Below are 16,953 nucleotides of genomic sequence, written 5' to 3' on the forward strand. Positions count from 1 at the left end.
CATATCCTCACCGGCTCTCGTCGGCATGTCGCGCGGCTGAGTGTCGTGCGGCTACTGCGTCCCGTCCGCCTGCCGCGTGTCGTACGCCTGCTGCCCTCCAGGTGGCGGCGACGCGCACCGCGTCGGCGTTCGGCCGCACCCGGTGGACCCTGACGCACCACGCCCCGGCCTGCGCCGCGAGCGCGGTGACGGCGATGGTGGCGTCGTCGCTGCCGTCGAAGGGGCGTGGCTCGCCGTCCGGCCCGGCCAGCAGCCGGCCGAGGAACCGCTTGCGCGACGCCCCGATCAGCAGGGGATGGCCGAGCTCGTTCAGCTCGGCGATGCCGGCCAGCAGGGCCCAGTTGTGCTCGGCGTTCTTGGAGAAACCGAGGCCGGGGTCGAGCACGATCTGCTCCTCCCGCACGCCCTCGGCCAGCACGGAGTCGACCCGCTTGCGCAGTTCCTCCGCCACCTCGGTCAGCACGTCGCCGTAGACGGCCCGGGTGTCCATGTCGCGGCTGTGCCCGCGCCAGTGCATCACGACGTACGGCACGCCGGTCGCGGCCACCACGCGCGGCATCGCCGGGTCGGCCAGGCCGCCGCTCACGTCGTTAACCAGAACGGCTCCGGCGGCGACGGCCGCCTCGGCGACCTCCGCCCGCATGGTGTCGACGCTGACCGTGACGCCCTCCTGGGTGAGGGCGCGGATCACCGGCTCGACGCGGCGCAGTTCCTCCTCCAGCGAGACCCGGGCCGCTCCCGGACGGGTGGACTCGCCGCCCACGTCCACGATGTCCGCACCCTCGGCCACCAGGTCGAGGCCGTGCCGGATCGCGACGTCGGGATCGAACCACTGCCCGCCGTCGGAGAAGGAGTCGGGGGTCACGTTGACCACACCCATGACCAGACAGCGCTCAGCCTCCGGCATGCCGGGCACGCTCGACGTGGTCATGGGGTCCAGCCTAGTGCCCGGTTCGGCAGGGCTCGTCCGGCAGGAGCGCACCCGCCCACTCAACCACGCAGGATCAGCGACATGGCCTCGGCCCGCGTCGCCTCGCTGGTGCGGAAGTCGCCCCGGACGGCCGAGGTGATCGTCTTGGCGCCGGGCTTGCGCACACCGCGCATGGTCATGCACATGTGCTCCGCCTCGATCACCACGATCACCCCGCGCGGCTCCAGCACCTGCATCAGGCCGTCGGCGATCTGCGAGGTCATCCGCTCCTGCACCTGCGGCCTGCGGGCGTAGACGTCCACCAGCCTGGCGAGCTTCGACAGGCCGGTGATGCGCCCCTTCTCGTTCGGCGTGTACCCGATGTGCGCCACGCCGTGGAACGGCAGCAGATGGTGCTCGCAGGTGGACATCACCTCGATGTCCTTGACGAGCACCATCTCGTCGTGGTCCGCGTCGAACATCGTGGTCAGCGCGTCCTCGGGACGCTGCCCCAGACCCGCGAACTGCTCGGCGTACGCCCGCGCCACCCGGGCGGGGGTGTCGCGGAGCCCGTCGCGATCGGGGTTCTCCCCGATCGCGATCAGGATCTCGCGTACGGCCTTCTCGATCCGGCCGTGGTCGAATCCGGAAGGCGGTTCCGCCGCGTGCGGCTCGGCCACGGTCAGGCCTCGTCCCGCTGCGCCGGCTGGTCGTTCACCCACGGGGCCGAGCCGGAGCCGCCGGCCGGGAGCGCCGAGCCGTTGCCGTTGGCCCGCTCCTTCGGCGTGATGACCGGAGGACGGTCCGACGGGAGGCGCTTGCCGTACCCGGCGTAGGAGGGCCGCTTCTCCTTGGTCACCACGGGCGAGAAGATCTCGAGGACCTGCTCCCGGGAGAGCGTCTCCTTCTCCATGAGCTCCAGCACCAGGTTGTCGAGCACGTCGCGGTACTGGACGAGGATCTCCCACGCCTGGTCGTGCCCGCTCTCGATGAGGCGGCGGACCTCCTCGTCGATCGCCGAGGCGATCTGCTCGGAGTAGTCGCGCTCGTGACCCATCTCGCGGCCGAGGAAGACCTCGCCGTTGCCGCTGCCGAACTTGCGGGCGCCGAGCCGCTCGCTCATGCCGTACTCGGTGACCATGCGGCGGGCGATCGAAGTCGCCTTCTCGATGTCGTTGGACGCGCCGGTGGTGGGCTCGTGGAAGACGAGCTCCTCCGCGGTGCGGCCGCCGAGCAGCATGGCGAGCTGGTCCATCATCTCGGACCGGGTCGCGAGGAACTTGTCCTCCATCGGCAGCGTCATCGTGTAACCGAGGGCGCGGCCGCGCGACAGGATCGTGATCTTGTGGACCGGGTCGGAGTTGGGCAGCGCGTGGGCCACCAGGGCGTGCCCGCCCTCGTGGTAGGCGATGATCTTCTTCTCCTGGTCCGACATGACCCGCGACTTGCGCTCCGGACCGGCCATCACGCGGTCGATCGACTCCTCGAGGGTCGACATCGTGATGAGCTTCTGGTCCTGCCGGGCGGTCAGCAGAGCCGCCTCGTTGATCACGTTGGCGAGGTCGGCGCCGGTGAAGCCGGGGGTCCGGCGGGCGATCACGTCGAGGTCGACGTCCTGCGCGAACGGCTTGCCGCGGCCGTGGACGCGCAGGATGCCCTTGCGGCCCTCCAGGTCGGGCCGGTCGATGACGACCTGACGGTCGAAGCGGCCGGGACGCAGCAGGGCGGGGTCGAGGATGTCCGGCCGGTTGGTCGCGGCGATGAGGATCACGCCGCCCTTGACGTCGAAGCCGTCCATCTCGACGAGAAGCTGGTTGAGCGTCTGCTCACGCTCGTCGTGGCCGCCGCCGAGGCCCGCGCCGCGGTGCCGGCCGACGGCGTCGATCTCGTCGATGAAGATGATCGCGGGGGCGTTCGCCTTGGCCTGCTCGAACAGGTCACGGACGCGGGAGGCGCCGACGCCGACGAACATCTCGACGAAGTCGGAACCGGAGATCGAGTAGAAGGGCACGCCCGCCTCGCCGGCCACGGCCCGGGCGAGCAGGGTCTTGCCGGTGCCGGGCGGGCCGTACAGCAGGACGCCCTTGGGGATCTTGGCGCCGATGGCCTGGAACTTGGCCGGGGCCTGCAGGAACTCCTTGATCTCCTGGAGCTCCTCGATGGCCTCGTCGGCGCCGGCCACGTCGGCGAAGGTGGTCTTGGGGGTGTCCTTGGTGATCAGCTTCGCCCGCGACTTGCCGAAGTTCATGACCCGGGAGCCGCCGCCCTGCATCTGGTTCATGATGAACAGGAAGATCAGGACGATGACGATGATCGGCAGGAAGCTGGCGAGGAGGCTGAGGAGGAAGTTCTCCTTCGGCACCTCGACGGTCCAGCCCTCGGACGGCTTGGACGTGTCGAGCGCCTGGGTGAGCTGGACACCCTGCCCTTCGACCCAGGGCGCCTGGATGCGGGTGACGCTCTTGTTCTGCACCGTGATCGGCTGCTTGAGCGTCAACTCGACCCGCTGGTCCTTGTCGACCACCGTCGCGCTCTTGACATTGCCCTGCTGGATCTGCTGGACGACCGTCGAGGTGTCGGCGGTGGTGTAGTTGCCGTCCCCGCCGAACATCGTGGTGACGAGCAGGAGAAGCAATACGATGCCCAGGATCCACAGGAGTGGGCCACGTGTAAATCGCTTGAGATCCATCCGTTGCGGAACCCCGGCGGGCCCGTCCCTTCCTGACCAAGGCCTGCCCCGGGCGGACCCGGGGTCGCGGCATCCGTTACCGCTCCTTCTGGCTACCGAGGGACGCCGAACGGCTCCCCACGGATATCCGAAGGTACACCCGGCCGCCGCGTCGGGTAACTGCCCGAGCGGCTCCGGCTTTGCCTTTCCAACGTACGTCAGCCAACCCCGTGTTCCCCGACCTGGCGCCCAATAACGCACGATCGGCGGGGCACTTCGCTAAGGGCTTACTCCCCTCCGTACACATGCGGCGCAAGAGTCCCGATGAACGGCAGGTTGCGATAGCGCTCGGCGTAATCGAGACCGAACCCGATGACGAACTCGTTGGGGATGTCGAAACCGACGTATCGGACGTCCATCTCGACCTTCACCGCGTCCGGCTTCCGGAGCAGCGTGCAGATCTCCACGGACGCCGGACTGCGCGACCTCAGGTTGTTCAACAGCCACGAAAGGGTGAGGCCCGAGTCGATGATGTCCTCGACCACGAGCACGTGCCGGCCGGCGATGTCGGTGTCGAGGTCCTTCAGCACCCGCACGACGCCCGACGACTTGGTCCCCGCGCCGTACGACGACACGGCCATCCAGTCCATCTGAACGGGCACGTGCAGCGCGCGGGCGAGGTCGGCCATGACCATCACCGCGCCCTTCAGCACACCGACGATCAGCAGTTCCGTGCCGGCGTAGTCGGCGTCGATGCGGCCGGCCAGCTCCTTTATCTTCGCCTGCAGCTCCTGCTCCGAGATGAGGACGCGGGAGAGGTCCTTGCCCATGTCTGCTGCATCCACCTGGGGTTTTCCTTACGCGAGCGAGACGTTGTCCACAGCGAAGACAAGGGTGCCACAGCGCCTGACCACAACCACCCCCCCGGGTAGGTCCACCCCCTTCTGCCCGTGCCAGCCGGTCACCAGCCGGTCGACCGCCTCGATGTGCACCGCCGCGAGCGCGGAGGCGTGCGCCCCCGCCTCGACGGCGGCGCGCCTGATCACCCGCCGCCGCACCGCCGCCGGCATGTCCGCGAGATCGGGCACCCTCAGCTCCCCCGCCGGTCCCCGCGACCGCGCGTGGACCTCCGCGGCCCACCCGTCCAGGGCGTCCGCGTCGTCCCGGCACAGCCGTGCCGTACGGGCGAGCGCCTCGGCGATCCCCGGTCCCAGCGCGTCCTCCAGCACCGGCAGGACGTCGTGCCGCACGCGGACCCTGCGGTAGACGCGGTCGTCGTTGTGCGGGTCGTCCCACGGCCGCAGGCCGAGGGCGGCACAGGCCTGCCGGGTGCGCTCCCGGCCGAGCCACAGCAGCGGCCGCCGGTAGATCCCGGAGACCTCCGCCATACCGGACAGGGACCGGGAGCCGCTGCCCCGGGCCAGCCGCAGCAGCACGGTCTCCGCCTGGTCGTCGAGGGTGTGGCCGAGCAGGACCGCGGCGGCGCCCAGCCGGTCGGCCGCGGCCGACAGCGCGGCGTAGCGCGCGTCCCGCGCCGCCGCCTCGGGGCCGCCGGCCGTCCCCACCGTGACGGTCAGCGCCTCGGCCGGGCCGAGGCCGAGCGCGGGCGCGAGCCGTACGACGTCGCGGGCCCGCCCGGCCGAGCCCTCCTGCAGGCGGTGGTCGACGGTCAGCAGCCCGGCGCGCAGGCCGAGGCGCGGGGCCGCGAACCCGGTGGCCGCGGCCAGCGCCAGCGAGTCGGCGCCGCCGCTGCAGGCCACCAGGACCAGTGGCCCCGGTCCCGCGTCCGGTTTCGCGCGCGCGGCGAGGTCCGCGAGCGACAGCCGTACGGCACGGCGGACGTCGGCGACGGCGGGATGCGGGCCCATGCGCCCATTCTCGCGGTGTCCCGCGCGAGCGCGGGTCAGCACGGGTGAGGAGGAGCCCGGCTCAGGAGGAGCGCGGCTCAGGAGGAGCGCGGCTCAGGGGGAGGTGGCGAGGACCCGGGACATCCAGGCGTGGGGGTCGGCGATCTCGTCGCGGTCGGGCAGCGTCTCCGGCGAGGTCCAGACCTTGTTGAACCCGTCCATCCCGGCCTCGTCCACCACCGTGCGGACGAAGCGGGAGCCCTCGGCGTACTGCTTCATCTTCAGCTCGATGCCGAGCAGCCGGCGGACCAGCTGGTCGACGCGGGAGCCGCCCTCGCGGCGGCGCTGGAACTTGGCGCGGATCTCGGCGACCGACGGCACCACGCTGGGCCCGACCGCGTCCATCACGTAGTCGCCGTGCCCCTCGACCAGCGTCATCACGGCCGTGACCCGATCGAGCACGGCCTTCTGCTCGGGCGTCTGGATGGCCTCGATGAGATTGCCCTCGCCGCCCTTGAAGGCGTCCGCCACCGCGTCGGAGGCGGCGCGCAGGCGCTCCAGCAGCGTCGCGAGGTCCATCTCGGAGGCGAGGAGGAACTCGGTCATCTGGCCGCGCACGTACTCCCGCAGCCAGGGCACGCCGGTGAACTGCACCCGGTGGGTCTCCTCGTGCAGGCACACCCAGAGGCGGAAGTCGCGCGGGTCGACGCCGAGCTCGCGCTCGGCGTGCACGATGTTCGGCGCGACCAGCGTCAGCCGGCCGGTCGGCGCGACGCCGGACGGGTCCGGCGGGAGGAACAGCTCGTACTGCCCGAGCACCCGGGAGGCGAGGAAGGCCAGCACCGCGCCCACCTCGAGACCCGTGATGCGCGAGCCGACGGCGCCGACGATCGCCGGCACGTTGGACATCTTCTGCGTCAGCGGCTCCAGCACGACCCGGAAACCGTCGACGTTGGCGCGGATCCAGCCGGGGCGGTCCACCACCGTCGCCGCCTCCGGCGGGGCCGAGTCGATGCGGGTGAACTCCCGCACGTGCCCCTCGGCGTCCCGCGACAGCCGCCGGAGTTCGAGGACGGCCTGCCTGGCCTCCTCGCGGCTCACCTGCGGGCCCGGTCGCACGAGGCGCACTCCGGTCGTGACGGCCAGATCCCAGTCGATCACCTGCATACTCACCACCGTACGTTCTCCGCCTGCCCGCCGCGCGGGCAGCCGAGCGGGATCCGACACCTCAGCTCTGGGAGACGATCGTGGCCATCTTGTCGAGCGCCGCTATGGCCTGCGTCGGATCGGCCACCTGATCGGCCATGAACGCGAAGGTCAGCAGCCGGCCCTCGGATGTGTACGCGATCCCCGCCAGGGTGTTCACGCCGTTCAAAGTGCCCGTCTTCGCGCGGACCAATCCGGCGCCGGCCGCCGAGCCGGACCTGCCGTACCGGTTGTGCAGGGTCCCGGTGAAGCCGGCGACCGGCAGTCCGCTGATCAGCGAGTGCAGGCCGGGGTGCGCCGGGGACGCCGCCAGGGCCAGGATCCGGGCGAGGCCGCCGGGCGTGATCCGGTTCCTGGTGGAAAGGCCGCTGCCGTCGTGGACCTCCACGCCCTCGGCCACGCCGAGACGGGTGAGCACGCGGCGGACCGTCGCGGCCACGCCCTCGAACGTGTGCGGCTGGCCCTCCTTCACGGCGGCCTGGCGGGCGAGCGCCTCGGCGAGGTCGTTGTCGCTGTGCGTGAGCATCCGCTCCACCAGCGCGTAGACCGGCCCCGACTCCACCCGGGCCAGTTCCTGGGCGGCGGCCGGGGCCCGGCCCGGGCCGACGTCCCTGCCCACCTTGACGCCGTTCTTCCTGAGCAGCGCGGCGAACGCGCCGGCGGCGGTCTGCGCCGGGTCGGGCACCCGCGCGCCGTTCGCCGCCCGGCCCTCGTCGATCATGAGCGCGGACACCGGTGCGACACTGCCCTCGGGGATGTACGTCGGCTTCCAGCCCGGCGCCGTACGCGGCCCGCCGAACAGGGACGCGTCGTACGACAGGTCGGCCGAGGTCACGCCGGCCGCCTTCAACGCCTTGGCCGTACGGGAGGCGAGCTGGTCGAGCGACGCCGGCCTCGGGTAGGCGTCCTTCCGCTCCGCGGCGCTCGTCCCCGGCCCGGCCAGGGTGGGGTCGCCCCCGCCGACCAGGACGATCGAGCCCGGGGCGGTCCCCTTGACCACCCGGGTCGCCAGGCGGGCGTCGGGGCCCACCGAGGCCAGCACGGTCACCGCGGTGACGACCTTCGTGGTGGAGGCGGGGGTGATGGGAGTGCCCGAGCGGCCGTCGAACACGGTGGCGCCGGTCGTCACGTCGAGGACGATGCCGGCCACGCTGCCGCCCAGGGCGGGGTCACCCATCGCAGCGGCGAGCCGGGTGGTCAAAGTACCCTTGGCGGGGAGAGCCCCATCCCCCACCGCGGCCAGAACCGGACCCGCGGTCACCAGGGGGATCGGGTTCGGCTTCGGGGACGCGACCGGAGCCGGGGTCCTGTCGGCGTCATGGGCGATCAGATAGCTGCCCGCGAGGACGACGAAGATCTGCAGCAGGGCGAGGGTGGACACCACCACCCAGCGCTCACGTCGCACCACGTCACCCTCACTTCGCGCCGACCTTGAACACGCTTACGAGACATTAACGCCAGCCCGGGAGACCGGGGACTCATGCGGAGGAACGAGTGGAGTTCGACGTTGTCGTTGAGATTCCCAAGGGACAACGGAACAAGTACGAGGTGGACCACAAGACCGGCCGCATTCGCCTGGACCGCATGCTCTTCACGTCGACCCAGTACCCCGCTGACTACGGGTTCATCGAGGACACGCTGGGCGAGGACGGAGACCCGCTCGACGCGCTGGTGCTGCTCCAGGAGCCGACCTTCCCCGGCTGCCTCATCAAGTGCCGGGCGGTCGGGATGTTCCGGATGACCGACGAGAAGGGCGGCGACGACAAGGTGCTGTGCGTCCCGGCCACCGATCCGCGGATGGAGCACATCCGCGACATCCACCACGTCGCCGAGTTCGACCGGCTGGAGATCCAGCACTTCTTCGAGGTCTACAAGGACCTCGAACCCGGCAAGTCGGTCGAGGGCGCCAACTGGGTGGGACGCACCGAGGCCGAGGCCGAGATCGTCGCCAGCATCAAGCGGTACGAGGAGATCGACCACCAGGGCGAGGACCACTGAGCCGGTGCCGCGGGGGGCACTAGGCGGGCCGGGTGGCGCCGACGAGATCATGGCGCCAGATGGGTGAGATGCGGACCACGTCCCCCGTCTGGGGGGCGTGGACCATCAGGCCGCGCCCGATGTAGAGGCCCACGTGATGGATGGTGCCGGGGCTGCGGCTCAGCCTGCCGTAGAACAGCAGGTCGCCGCTGCGCAGTTCCCTGAGCGGGACGTGCCGTCCCGAGGTCCACTGGGTGCCGGTCCAGTGGTCGAGTGAGACCCCCGCCCGCTGCCAGGCCCGCATGGTCAGTCCCGAGCAGTCGAACCCCGACGGGCCGGCCGCGGCCCACACGTACGGTTTGCCGATCTGTTTGAGCGCCCATTGGGCGGCCTCCCCGCCCCGCCCGGACGGCAGCCGGGCCGCCCAGCCCGGGATCGCCATGCCGCTCCGCGCGGGGGGAGCCTGGCGCCGGGATCTCTGTCTGGCCGCGCTCCTCGCCTGTCTCAGCTCGTCGACGCGGGCGCGGGCGGCGTCCAGGCGTTCGGAGATCTCCTCTTTCTCCCGCTCGATCAGCCGGGTCTGGCCGAGCTGGTCCGCGACGGCCCGCTGCGCCGCGTCCCTCGCCCGCCGGACCTCGTCGGCGGTGCGGGACTGCTCGGCGTACGCGCGGGCCGCCTGTTCTCGGAGGATCTCGTAGATCTTCCGCGCGTCGTCCATCTCCGCGAGCGTCGCGTTCTGTTCGTCGCCGAGTTGCGTCAGCACGCTGGCTCTTCGCAGGAACCCGTCCGCGTCGTCCCAGCCGCCGAGCACGGCCGCGGCGGACGGCGCCAGCCGCAGCCGGCCGTACCCCTGGGCCACCCGGGTGATCACCACGCTCCGCAACCGGTCGAACTCGCCGGCCGCCTGGCCGACCCGCCGCTCCGACTGCTCGTAGGCGGCGCGCGCCTGCTCCAGGCGTACGAGCTCTCCGTTGTACGCCTCGACCAGCCGCTCGGCGTCGGCGTCCAGCGCGTCCCGGCGGGCCTGGGCGGTGGCGAGATCGGCCGACGCTCTGCCCAGCTCCCGCGCCCGCTCCTGCACCTGCTGCCGCGCCCTGGCGACGTCCTTCGACGACGGCTTCGGATCGGCTCCCGCCGGGGCCCCCAACGTGAGGACCAGACTTGACCCGAGCCCGGCGACCAGCCCCGATGCCCTGAGGAGTGGCATTCCTTCCCCTTCCCTGCTCCACTCCCCTCAGTTCCCAGTGACTACTCTCCGTACACATCTAAGGTACGCCCAGTAATTGGCCTATGTGATAGGTCGTCCTTTTTGCCGGAGGAAGAGGGGGCCGGGTGCGGGCTCGGAAGCCGGCGGGCAGTCCCCTCCTCCACGCCGGTGGCCCGGCGTGCGCGGATAGTGGAAACGTCCTTCGTGATGATGCTGGTGTTCACGGTGAGGCGGGCGGCGTCCCGGCCAGTGCGCCGGCGGAGGCCCGCCCCTCGGTGGGCCGCCGGTGGGCGGATCCGTGGGGTCGTCGCCGGAGCCGCCGGGGTCGTCCGAGCCGCCCGGGCCGCCGGAACCCGGACCGCCGGAACCCGGACCGCCGGAACCCGGACCGCCTGAGCCGGGGTCGTCGCCGGACCCGGGGTCCGGCGGCGTGGCCGTCTCGCCGGGCGGCGACGGCGCGGAGCCGGAGGGCCTGGTCGTGGGTGGGGTCCTGGGCGGGGTCGTGGGCGGCGCCGCCGGGCTGCGCGTCGGCTCGTGGTGACGCGGGGGCCGGACGGTGGCCGGAGGCACGGGAGCGGGCAGGGGCGCCGGCCGGGGCAGGACGACCGGATCGGCCCGCCGTACGGAGCCACCGGGCTCGGCCGTGTCCCCCGAGCCCGAGGGCTCGGGTGAGCGGTCGTCCCCGTCGTCCGAAGATCCAGGAGAGGCCGTGTCCCCAGCGTCCCCGGCCGGGCCGGAACCGGTCGCGGCCGGGGCCTCGACCGCCGGGGGCCGGTGGCCGACGAACGAGTCGGCGGCCCGCTCACGCAGGTCACCGGCGAACTGGGCGAACACGAGCGCGATCGTCGCCACCGCCGCGACCGCCGCCACCGCGCCGGCCACGGCCTGGGCGAGCCGCCCCTCGCGCCGCGCCCCCGTCCTGGGGAAGCCCGCCGCGCTCAGCCCGCCGACGCGTTTGGCGACGTACCGCCGGTAGGGCACGAGCTCGGGGTCGATGAAGCTGCTGAGCACCCGCACGCGCAGCGTCTCGGGCAGGGCGACCCGGGGCAGCAGGGAGAACACCTTGGCCGGGGAGACCTGCCGGACGCGGTGCCGCGCGCAGGTCTCGCAACGGGCGATGTGACGGGTGAGCTGTCCGCGCGCCTGCGGGGTGAGCTCACCGGAGAGGCCCTGGAGGATCGCCGCCGCCCGCGCACAGTCGTGCGAGGCGCGCCGGGCGAGGATCTCGGCCGTCACCGTCTCACGCAGGCGTTCGGTGGCGGCGTCGAGGAGGGCCCGGGCGTACCGGTCGCCGGTCCCGAGCACGGCGGCCAGGTCTCCGGTGTCCATGTCGTGCCGGGCGACCAGTTCGAGCACCTCGCGGTCCTCCGCGGACAGCGCGGCCACGGCGCCGCCGGCGGCCAGGCGCAGGTCGGTGTCGCCCTCGCCGTCCCCGGCGCGGGGGAAGGGCGCGGTCGGCACAGGGGTGGCCCCCGGCTCCGGGCCGCCCTCCTCCCCGGGGGTGCGGCGGCGCACGCACTCACCCCTGGCCAGGGCGTACAACCAGGGGCGCAGCATGCCCGGATCGGCGAGCGACCCGACGAGGGCCTCCGCGGCGATCAGCGTGTCGCGCAGGGCGACCTGGGCGGCGTCGGGCCCGGCCAGCAGCGCCCTGCAGTATCGGTAGAGCCCTTCGGCGTAGGTGTCGTAGAGAGCGGACAGCGCCCCCGGATCCCGGGCACGCAACGCCTCCACCAGGACGCCATCATTCATATACGGAGAGTAAATGCTTGGTAACTACCCGCTCCACCCATTCAGCCGAAGTCGTTTCCTCCGTCCGTCCGTCTGACGGACGAACATCCTTCTCATCACCATTTGTGCTCATCGGCCCGCGCAGCGGCGCCGGCGGGAGACGATGCGTGGGTGAACGGGCGCAGATCGTGGTGGCCGATCCTGTTTGCCGTGGCGGTGGTCGCCGCACTCGCCGTCGCGGTGAGCGTGGTGGGGCAGGTCCTCGACCCCGACGACAAGGTCAACCGGGCCGATCTCGTGGCCCTCGTCGTGGCCGCGCTGGCTTTCGCGGCGCCCGTGGTCCTGTGGGCCAGACGCAGGGCCACTCCCGCACCACCCGCGAGTGAGGAGACCATCACCGCCGCGAAGACGACCTTGACGAACCTGGTCGCCGAGCAGTGGCGCACCGAGGCGACGATCCGATCGCTGGGCGATCCCGAACCGATCCCCGTCTCCTGGCACCTGACCGACGACCCGGGCCTGATGGACCACCCCCGCCTGATCGGCCACCAGCCGCTGACCTTCACCGCCACCGGCGACCGGATCCCGCGGCTCGCCGAGAACTTCCGGGCGTTACGCCGCCGCCGGCTGGTCATCACCGGCGGCCCGGGCAGCGGCAAGACCACACTGGCGGTGCAGCTGCTGCTGCATCTGGCCGACGATCACCGTCCCGAGGAACCGGTCCCGGTCCTGTTCACCATCGCCGGCTGGGACACCACCGCGCAGCCGCGACTGCACGACTGGCTGGCCGCCCGGCTGGCCCAGGACTACCCGGCCCTGACCAACCCCGCGTACGGGCCCGACGCGGCCAGGACGCTGGTCGGACGCGGTCACATCCTGCCCATCCTGGACGGCCTGGACGAGCTGCCCGGCGACGCCCGCGCCTCGGCGATCGCCGCGCTCAACGGCTCCCTCGCCGAGCGTGACCAGTTCATCCTCACCAGCCGGACCGGCGAACTGGCCGCCGCCCTGGACCAGGCCGGGGACGTGCTGACCGCCGCCGCGGTCATCGCTCCCCGCCCCCTCACCCCGCAGGCCGCCGCCGGCTACGTGCGTACCTGCCTGCCGCCACGCCCCCGCCACGACTGGACTCCCGTCATCGAGGCGTTGGAGAACGCCGACCGGCCGGGCCTGGCCGAGGTGGCCTCCACCGCGCTCGGGCTGTGGCTGATCCGCACTGTGTACATCACCCCCTCTACCGACCCCGCCCCACTGGTCGGCCCCCTCGCCGACGACCGCGGGAGGCTGCGCGCCCACCTGCTCGACCACCTGATCCCCGCCGCCATCCAGGCCCGGCCCCCCACCCGCGCCCCGCCGAGCACTTCCGGCCCCGCCACGCCTGGACCATGGGATACCTGGCTATGCCAATCTGCGACTCCAGGGAAGAACGACCAGCCTCATCAAACGCATCGGGAAAAACCTCCCTGCCGCGCTCTTGTTCGGGCTCATGGGCTGGGTCGTGTTCGGGCCCGTGGCCGCGCTCGGAGGCGGGCTCGTGTTCGGGCTCGTGAGCGGAGAACATTACGCATGGTTGGGCGGCGGAATCACCGTCCAACGTCTGGCCCGGGCGGGACATGTCCCCCGCAACCTGATGGCGTTCCTCGACGACGCCCACCGCCTGGGGCTGCTGCGCACGGTCGGGCCTGTCTACCAGTTCCGCCACGCCGACCTGCACGACCATCTCGCCGCCCTGCACACCGAAGCGCCCGAATCCGGGCGATAGGAGGGGTCAGGCCGGTTCGCGTACGGTCATGCCGGCGGCGGCGCATCCCCGGGTGAGCGCGTCGAGGCCGAACGCGTCGACGGGGCCGAGGGCGCCGGTGCCGCGCACACCCTCCGCGAGCGCCGTGGTCGCGGCCCAGGCGAGCATGCCGGCCGTGAACTCGTACGGGTCCCCGCCCGACAGATGGACGGCCGACAGGCGGCGCCCCCGCGCGTCGTAGGCCTCCGCGACGATCCTGGACGACACACCCGCCGCCGGGGCCGGCGTCCCGGTGCCCGTACGGAGCACCCGGTCGGCCAGCGCCTCGGTGACCCGCCTGGCGCCGGGCAGGGCGGCGATCACCGGGGTCGCCCTGGCCAGCACGCCCGCGGCCTTGGTCAGCCCGCCCAGCCAGCCGAGATAGACGTTGACCTCCCGCAGGCCGGGATGCGCGGGCGGCAGCGTGAAGTGCTCGGTGGCGCCGATGGACAGGCCGTGCCGCGGCCGGCCGTCCACCAGGAAACGCCGCGTGCGGCCGTGCTCGGGGACGATGCGGCCCTCGCGGAAGCCGTACATCGGCTCCAGGAGCATCCCCAGCATCGAGGCGCGGGTCCCGGCGCTCGCGCGGCGGGCCATGTCGCCGCCCACGAAGTAGCCGACGTCGACGCGTACGGCGTCCGCGCCCGCCTTACGGAGGGCCAGGGCCGCGGCGAGGTTGCCGGGGACGTAGTCGTAGCCGAAGGCGGTGATCAGGGCCGCGCCCCGGGCCGCCGCGGCGGGGCCGTACCGCTGGAAGATCCGCTTGATGAACGTGGGCTCGCCCGTGCTGTCGAGGTAGACGGCGCCCGCCTCGGTCGCGGCGGTCACCGCGGCCTCACCCCAGCGGGCGAACGGCCCGACGGTCGAGATCAGCACGTCGCCCGGCGTGACAAGGGCCCGTACGGACTCCGGGCGGCCGACGTCGGCCACCGCGATCGGCACGTCACCGCCCAGTGAGCCGGCGAGCGAGTCGGCGAGGGCGGTCAGCCGCGCCTGGTCCCGGCCCGCCAGCAGCGGCCGGGCCCCGCGCCGGGCGAGCGCCTCGGCGGTGAGCCCGCCGGTGAAACCGGTGGCTCCGAAGAGCACGATCCTGGCCATTCCGCTACGGTAACCCGCCCCTCCTGCCGCTATCGGCGGTGGGCCGCTCACTGGCGCCGATCGTTGTACGGCGGATAGCCGCGGTCCTTGGCGAACGGCGAGGTGGTCGGCGGGATCGTGTGCAGCGGAACGGCTCCGGCCCGCGCCAGATCCTCGTACGCCCGGGCGGTGGAGCCCCAGGTCGTGGCGTACACGTCGGTCGCGCCGACGGCCCCGCGGACGCCGTCGACCGTGATGACGAACCTCCGCTTCGTGCCCGGCCGCACGTCGTCCACGTACGAGGTGGCACCGGCGACCAGCCGGCCCGCGTCGTCGCGCAGCAGGGCCGTCACGGCGAGGGCGCCCGCGGTCCTGCGGAACGGGTCGAGCACGTAGCCGGTGACGAGGTAGGAGCCGTCCAGCTGCTTCTCGGTGAGCACGTCGGAGATCGGGAACCTGAGGAACGCCGACGGAGGCCGCGACGCCGCCCGCCACGAGGCGGGCCGGTAGTCGATCTTCACGCGGACCGGCTGCCCGCCGGCCGTCACCTGGCCGCCGAACGCCAGCGGGCGGCCCGGAGGCGCCGCGTCCAGCGGCTGCTCCAGGTGGACGACCTCCTTGCCCGCGGCGTCGACGGCCGTGACCACCGCGACGGCGTTCTCCCCGAAGTGCCCGCGGTTGGGGTTGCTCAGCACCCCCGCCCAGGTCACCGCGTACCCGGCTCCGGAGCGTACGACGGAGGACACCTGCTCCTTGAGGGCCAGCGGCAGCGGGCCCTCCTGCTTGTGCTTGCTCGCGCACGACGCCGTCGCCAGTACGGCGAGGGCGAGGGCGGCGGTTATGCGGCAACGTCGCGTCACTCAGCCGTCATAACCGCTGCAAGGGACGTCCCCTCCCGGACACGCGCGCCCCCGCCGGTATCTTTACCGGCCGCTCAACGCGGGCGGACCACCCGCGTCTCGTCCCACACCGGCTCGGGAGACTCGTACACCCGCCCGTCGGAGCCGAAGACCAGGTAGCGGTCGAAGTCGGCGGCGAACCAGCGGTCGTGGGTGACCGCGAGCACGGTGCCGTCGAAGGCGTCCAGGCCCTGCTGCAGGGCCTCGGCGCTGGCCAGGTCGAGGTTGTCGGTGGGCTCGTCGAGCAGCAGCAGCGTGGCGCCCGACAGTTCGAGCAGCAGGATCTGCAGCCGCGCCTGCTGGCCGCCCGAGAGCGTCTCGAACCTCTGCTCGGCGATCCGCCCGGCCAGCTCGTAGCGGGCCAGCGCCTTCATCGCCTCGTTCTTCAGCCGGGCGTGCTCGGTCATGACGATCTCGCAGGGCGTGCGGCCGAGCAGTTCGGGACGGGCGTGGGTCTGCGCGAAGTGGCCGGGCACGACCCGCGCGCCGAGTCTGACCACCCCGGCGTGGCGGACCTCCTCGCCCGCCAGCAGCCGCAGGAAGTGTGACTTGCCCGAGCCGTTCGAGCCGAGCACGGCCACCCGCTCGCCGTACCAGACCTCCAGGTCGAACGGCTTCATCAGGCCGGTCAGCTCCAGGCCCTCGGAGATCACCGCCCGTTTGCCCGTACGGCCGCCGCGCAGGCGCATGCTGATGAGCTGATCCTTGGGCGCGAGCTCCGGCGGCCCGGCCTCCTCGAACCGGCGCAGCCGGGTCTGCGCCGCGTGGTAGGCGGAGGCCATGCCGTCGTTGTAGGTGGCCTTCTGCTTGAGCATGACCACCAGGCGCCTGAGCTTGGCGTGCTCCTCGTCCCAGCGCCGGCGCAGCTCGTCGAGCCGCTCGCTCCGCTCCCTGCGGGCCTGCGCGTACGTCCCGAAGCCGCCGCCGTGGATCCAGACGTTGCCCGACTCGACCGTGACGATCCGGTCGGCGGCGTTGGCGAGAAGCTGGCGGTCGTGGGAGACCAGCAGCACGGTCTTGGGCGTCTCGCGCAGCGCCGTCTCCAGCCACACCTTGCCCGGCACGTCGAGGTAGTTGTCGGGCTCGTCGAGCAGCAGCACCTGGTCGGGGCCGCGCAGCAGCGCCTCCAGGACCAGCCTCTTCTGCTCGCCGCCGGACAGCGTGCCCACCTCGCGGTACTTCACCCGGTCGTACGGCGCGCCGAGCGCGGCCATCGCGCAGGCGTCCCACAGGACCTCGATGTCGTAACCCCCGGCGTCGCCGTAGTCGGTGATCGCCTGGGCGTACCGCAACTGGGTCTTCTCGTCGTCCCGCTCCATCATGACGAGCTCGGCGGCGTGCAGCCGCTCCGCCGCCGTCCTGACGCGTTCCGGCGCGACGCTCAGCAGCAGGTCCTGGACCGTGCTGCCGTCCCGGATGTTGCCGACGAACTGCCGCATCACCCCGAGGCCGCCCGAATGGGCGACCGTGCCCTCGACCGGCTGGAGGTCCCCCGCGATCATCCGGAGCAGGGTGGTCTTGCCCGCGCCGTTCGGACCCACCAGGGCGGCCTTGACGCCCTCCCCTACCCGGAACGAGACGTCGTTCAGGAGCATCCTGCCGTCCGGGAGGACATGGGTCAGATGCCCGATCTCAACATGTCCCACCGTGG

14 protein-coding genes are annotated in these 16,953 nt (G+C 72.4%); 2 read left to right on the forward strand and 12 right to left on the reverse strand.

The features are described from left to right. Nucleotides 1-7 precede the first annotated feature (7 nt). From folP to dacB, 7 genes are all read right to left on the reverse strand, one after another. On the reverse strand, nucleotides 8-931 hold the full coding sequence (gene folP, locus FED44_RS32570; RefSeq protein WP_111701855.1) for a dihydropteroate synthase: 924 nt from the start codon (nucleotides 929-931) through the stop codon (nucleotides 8-10). A gap of 59 nt (nucleotides 932-990) precedes the next feature. Continuing rightward, entirely contained in the window at nucleotides 991-1,590 is a 600-nt protein-coding gene (gene folE, locus FED44_RS32575) for a GTP cyclohydrolase I FolE (protein WP_244302456.1), read from the reverse strand. A gap of 2 nt (nucleotides 1,591-1,592) precedes the next feature. Further along, a complete protein-coding gene (ftsH, locus tag FED44_RS32580; RefSeq protein ID WP_111701856.1) occupies nucleotides 1,593-3,599 on the reverse strand; it encodes an ATP-dependent zinc metalloprotease FtsH in 2,007 nt (668 codons plus the stop codon). A gap of 266 nt (nucleotides 3,600-3,865) precedes the next feature. Next, on the reverse strand, nucleotides 3,866-4,423 hold the full coding sequence (gene hpt, locus FED44_RS32585; protein WP_244302458.1) for a hypoxanthine phosphoribosyltransferase: 558 nt from the start codon (nucleotides 4,421-4,423) through the stop codon (nucleotides 3,866-3,868). Nucleotides 4,424-4,435: 12 nt separating this feature from the next. Next, the gene (gene tilS, locus FED44_RS32590) at nucleotides 4,436-5,446 is read right to left on the reverse strand and encodes a tRNA lysidine(34) synthetase TilS (protein ID WP_138463075.1); all 1,011 of its coding nucleotides are present in this window, start codon (nucleotides 5,444-5,446) and stop codon (nucleotides 4,436-4,438) included. Between the two features lie 93 nt (nucleotides 5,447-5,539). Further along, nucleotides 5,540-6,592: a zinc-dependent metalloprotease gene (locus FED44_RS32595; protein ID WP_208759294.1), complete on the reverse strand. Its 1,053-nt coding sequence runs from the start codon at nucleotides 6,590-6,592 to the stop codon at nucleotides 5,540-5,542. A gap of 61 nt (nucleotides 6,593-6,653) precedes the next feature. Continuing rightward, entirely contained in the window at nucleotides 6,654-8,039 is a 1,386-nt protein-coding gene (gene dacB / locus FED44_RS32600) for a D-alanyl-D-alanine carboxypeptidase/D-alanyl-D-alanine endopeptidase (RefSeq protein WP_244302459.1), read from the reverse strand. Between the two features lie 86 nt (nucleotides 8,040-8,125). On the opposite strand from dacB, the gene FED44_RS32605 reads away from it, so the two are divergent. Next, nucleotides 8,126-8,629 (forward strand): inorganic diphosphatase, encoded by a 504-nt coding sequence (locus FED44_RS32605; RefSeq protein WP_111697804.1) that lies wholly within the window; start codon nucleotides 8,126-8,128, stop codon nucleotides 8,627-8,629. 19 nt (nucleotides 8,630-8,648) lie between these two features. On the opposite strand, the gene FED44_RS32610 is transcribed toward FED44_RS32605, so the two are convergent. Together FED44_RS32610 and FED44_RS32615 are read right to left on the reverse strand one after the other, a co-directional pair. Next, nucleotides 8,649-9,815, reverse strand: a complete 1,167-nt coding sequence (locus FED44_RS32610) for a C40 family peptidase (RefSeq protein WP_138463076.1) — start codon at nucleotides 9,813-9,815, stop codon at nucleotides 8,649-8,651. Nucleotides 9,816-9,896: 81 nt separating this feature from the next. Continuing rightward, a complete protein-coding gene (locus tag FED44_RS32615) occupies nucleotides 9,897-11,567 on the reverse strand; it encodes an RNA polymerase sigma factor (RefSeq protein WP_138463077.1) in 1,671 nt (556 codons plus the stop codon). A 150-nt stretch (nucleotides 11,568-11,717) separates the two neighbouring features. On the opposite strand from FED44_RS32615, the gene FED44_RS32620 reads away from it, so the two are divergent. After that, on the forward strand, nucleotides 11,718-13,364 hold the full coding sequence (locus FED44_RS32620) for an NACHT domain-containing protein (RefSeq protein ID WP_138463078.1): 1,647 nt from the start codon (nucleotides 11,718-11,720) through the stop codon (nucleotides 13,362-13,364). Here the strand turns inward: FED44_RS32620 and FED44_RS32625 are convergent. The 3 genes from FED44_RS32625 to FED44_RS32635 form a co-directional block, all read right to left on the reverse strand. Then, complete coding sequence (locus FED44_RS32625; protein WP_111697808.1) at nucleotides 13,315-14,424, reverse strand: saccharopine dehydrogenase family protein; 1,110 nt, start codon at nucleotides 14,422-14,424, stop codon at nucleotides 13,315-13,317. The genes FED44_RS32620 and FED44_RS32625 overlap by 50 nt on opposite strands. A gap of 47 nt (nucleotides 14,425-14,471) precedes the next feature. After that, nucleotides 14,472-15,263 carry a hypothetical protein gene (locus FED44_RS32630; RefSeq protein ID WP_138463079.1) on the reverse strand — a complete coding sequence of 264 codons (792 nt, stop codon included), beginning with the start codon at nucleotides 15,261-15,263 and terminating at the stop codon, nucleotides 14,472-14,474. Between the two features lie 74 nt (nucleotides 15,264-15,337). Next, nucleotides 15,338-16,948 carry an ABC-F family ATP-binding cassette domain-containing protein gene (locus FED44_RS32635; RefSeq protein WP_111697810.1) on the reverse strand — a complete coding sequence of 537 codons (1,611 nt, stop codon included), beginning with the start codon at nucleotides 16,946-16,948 and terminating at the stop codon, nucleotides 15,338-15,340. Between the last annotated feature and the right edge of the window lie 5 nt (nucleotides 16,949-16,953).

The sequence above is a fragment of the Microbispora triticiradicis genome (genome assembly GCF_005864065.1).
Taxonomy (GTDB): Bacteria; Actinomycetota; Actinomycetes; order Streptosporangiales; family Streptosporangiaceae; genus Microbispora; species Microbispora triticiradicis.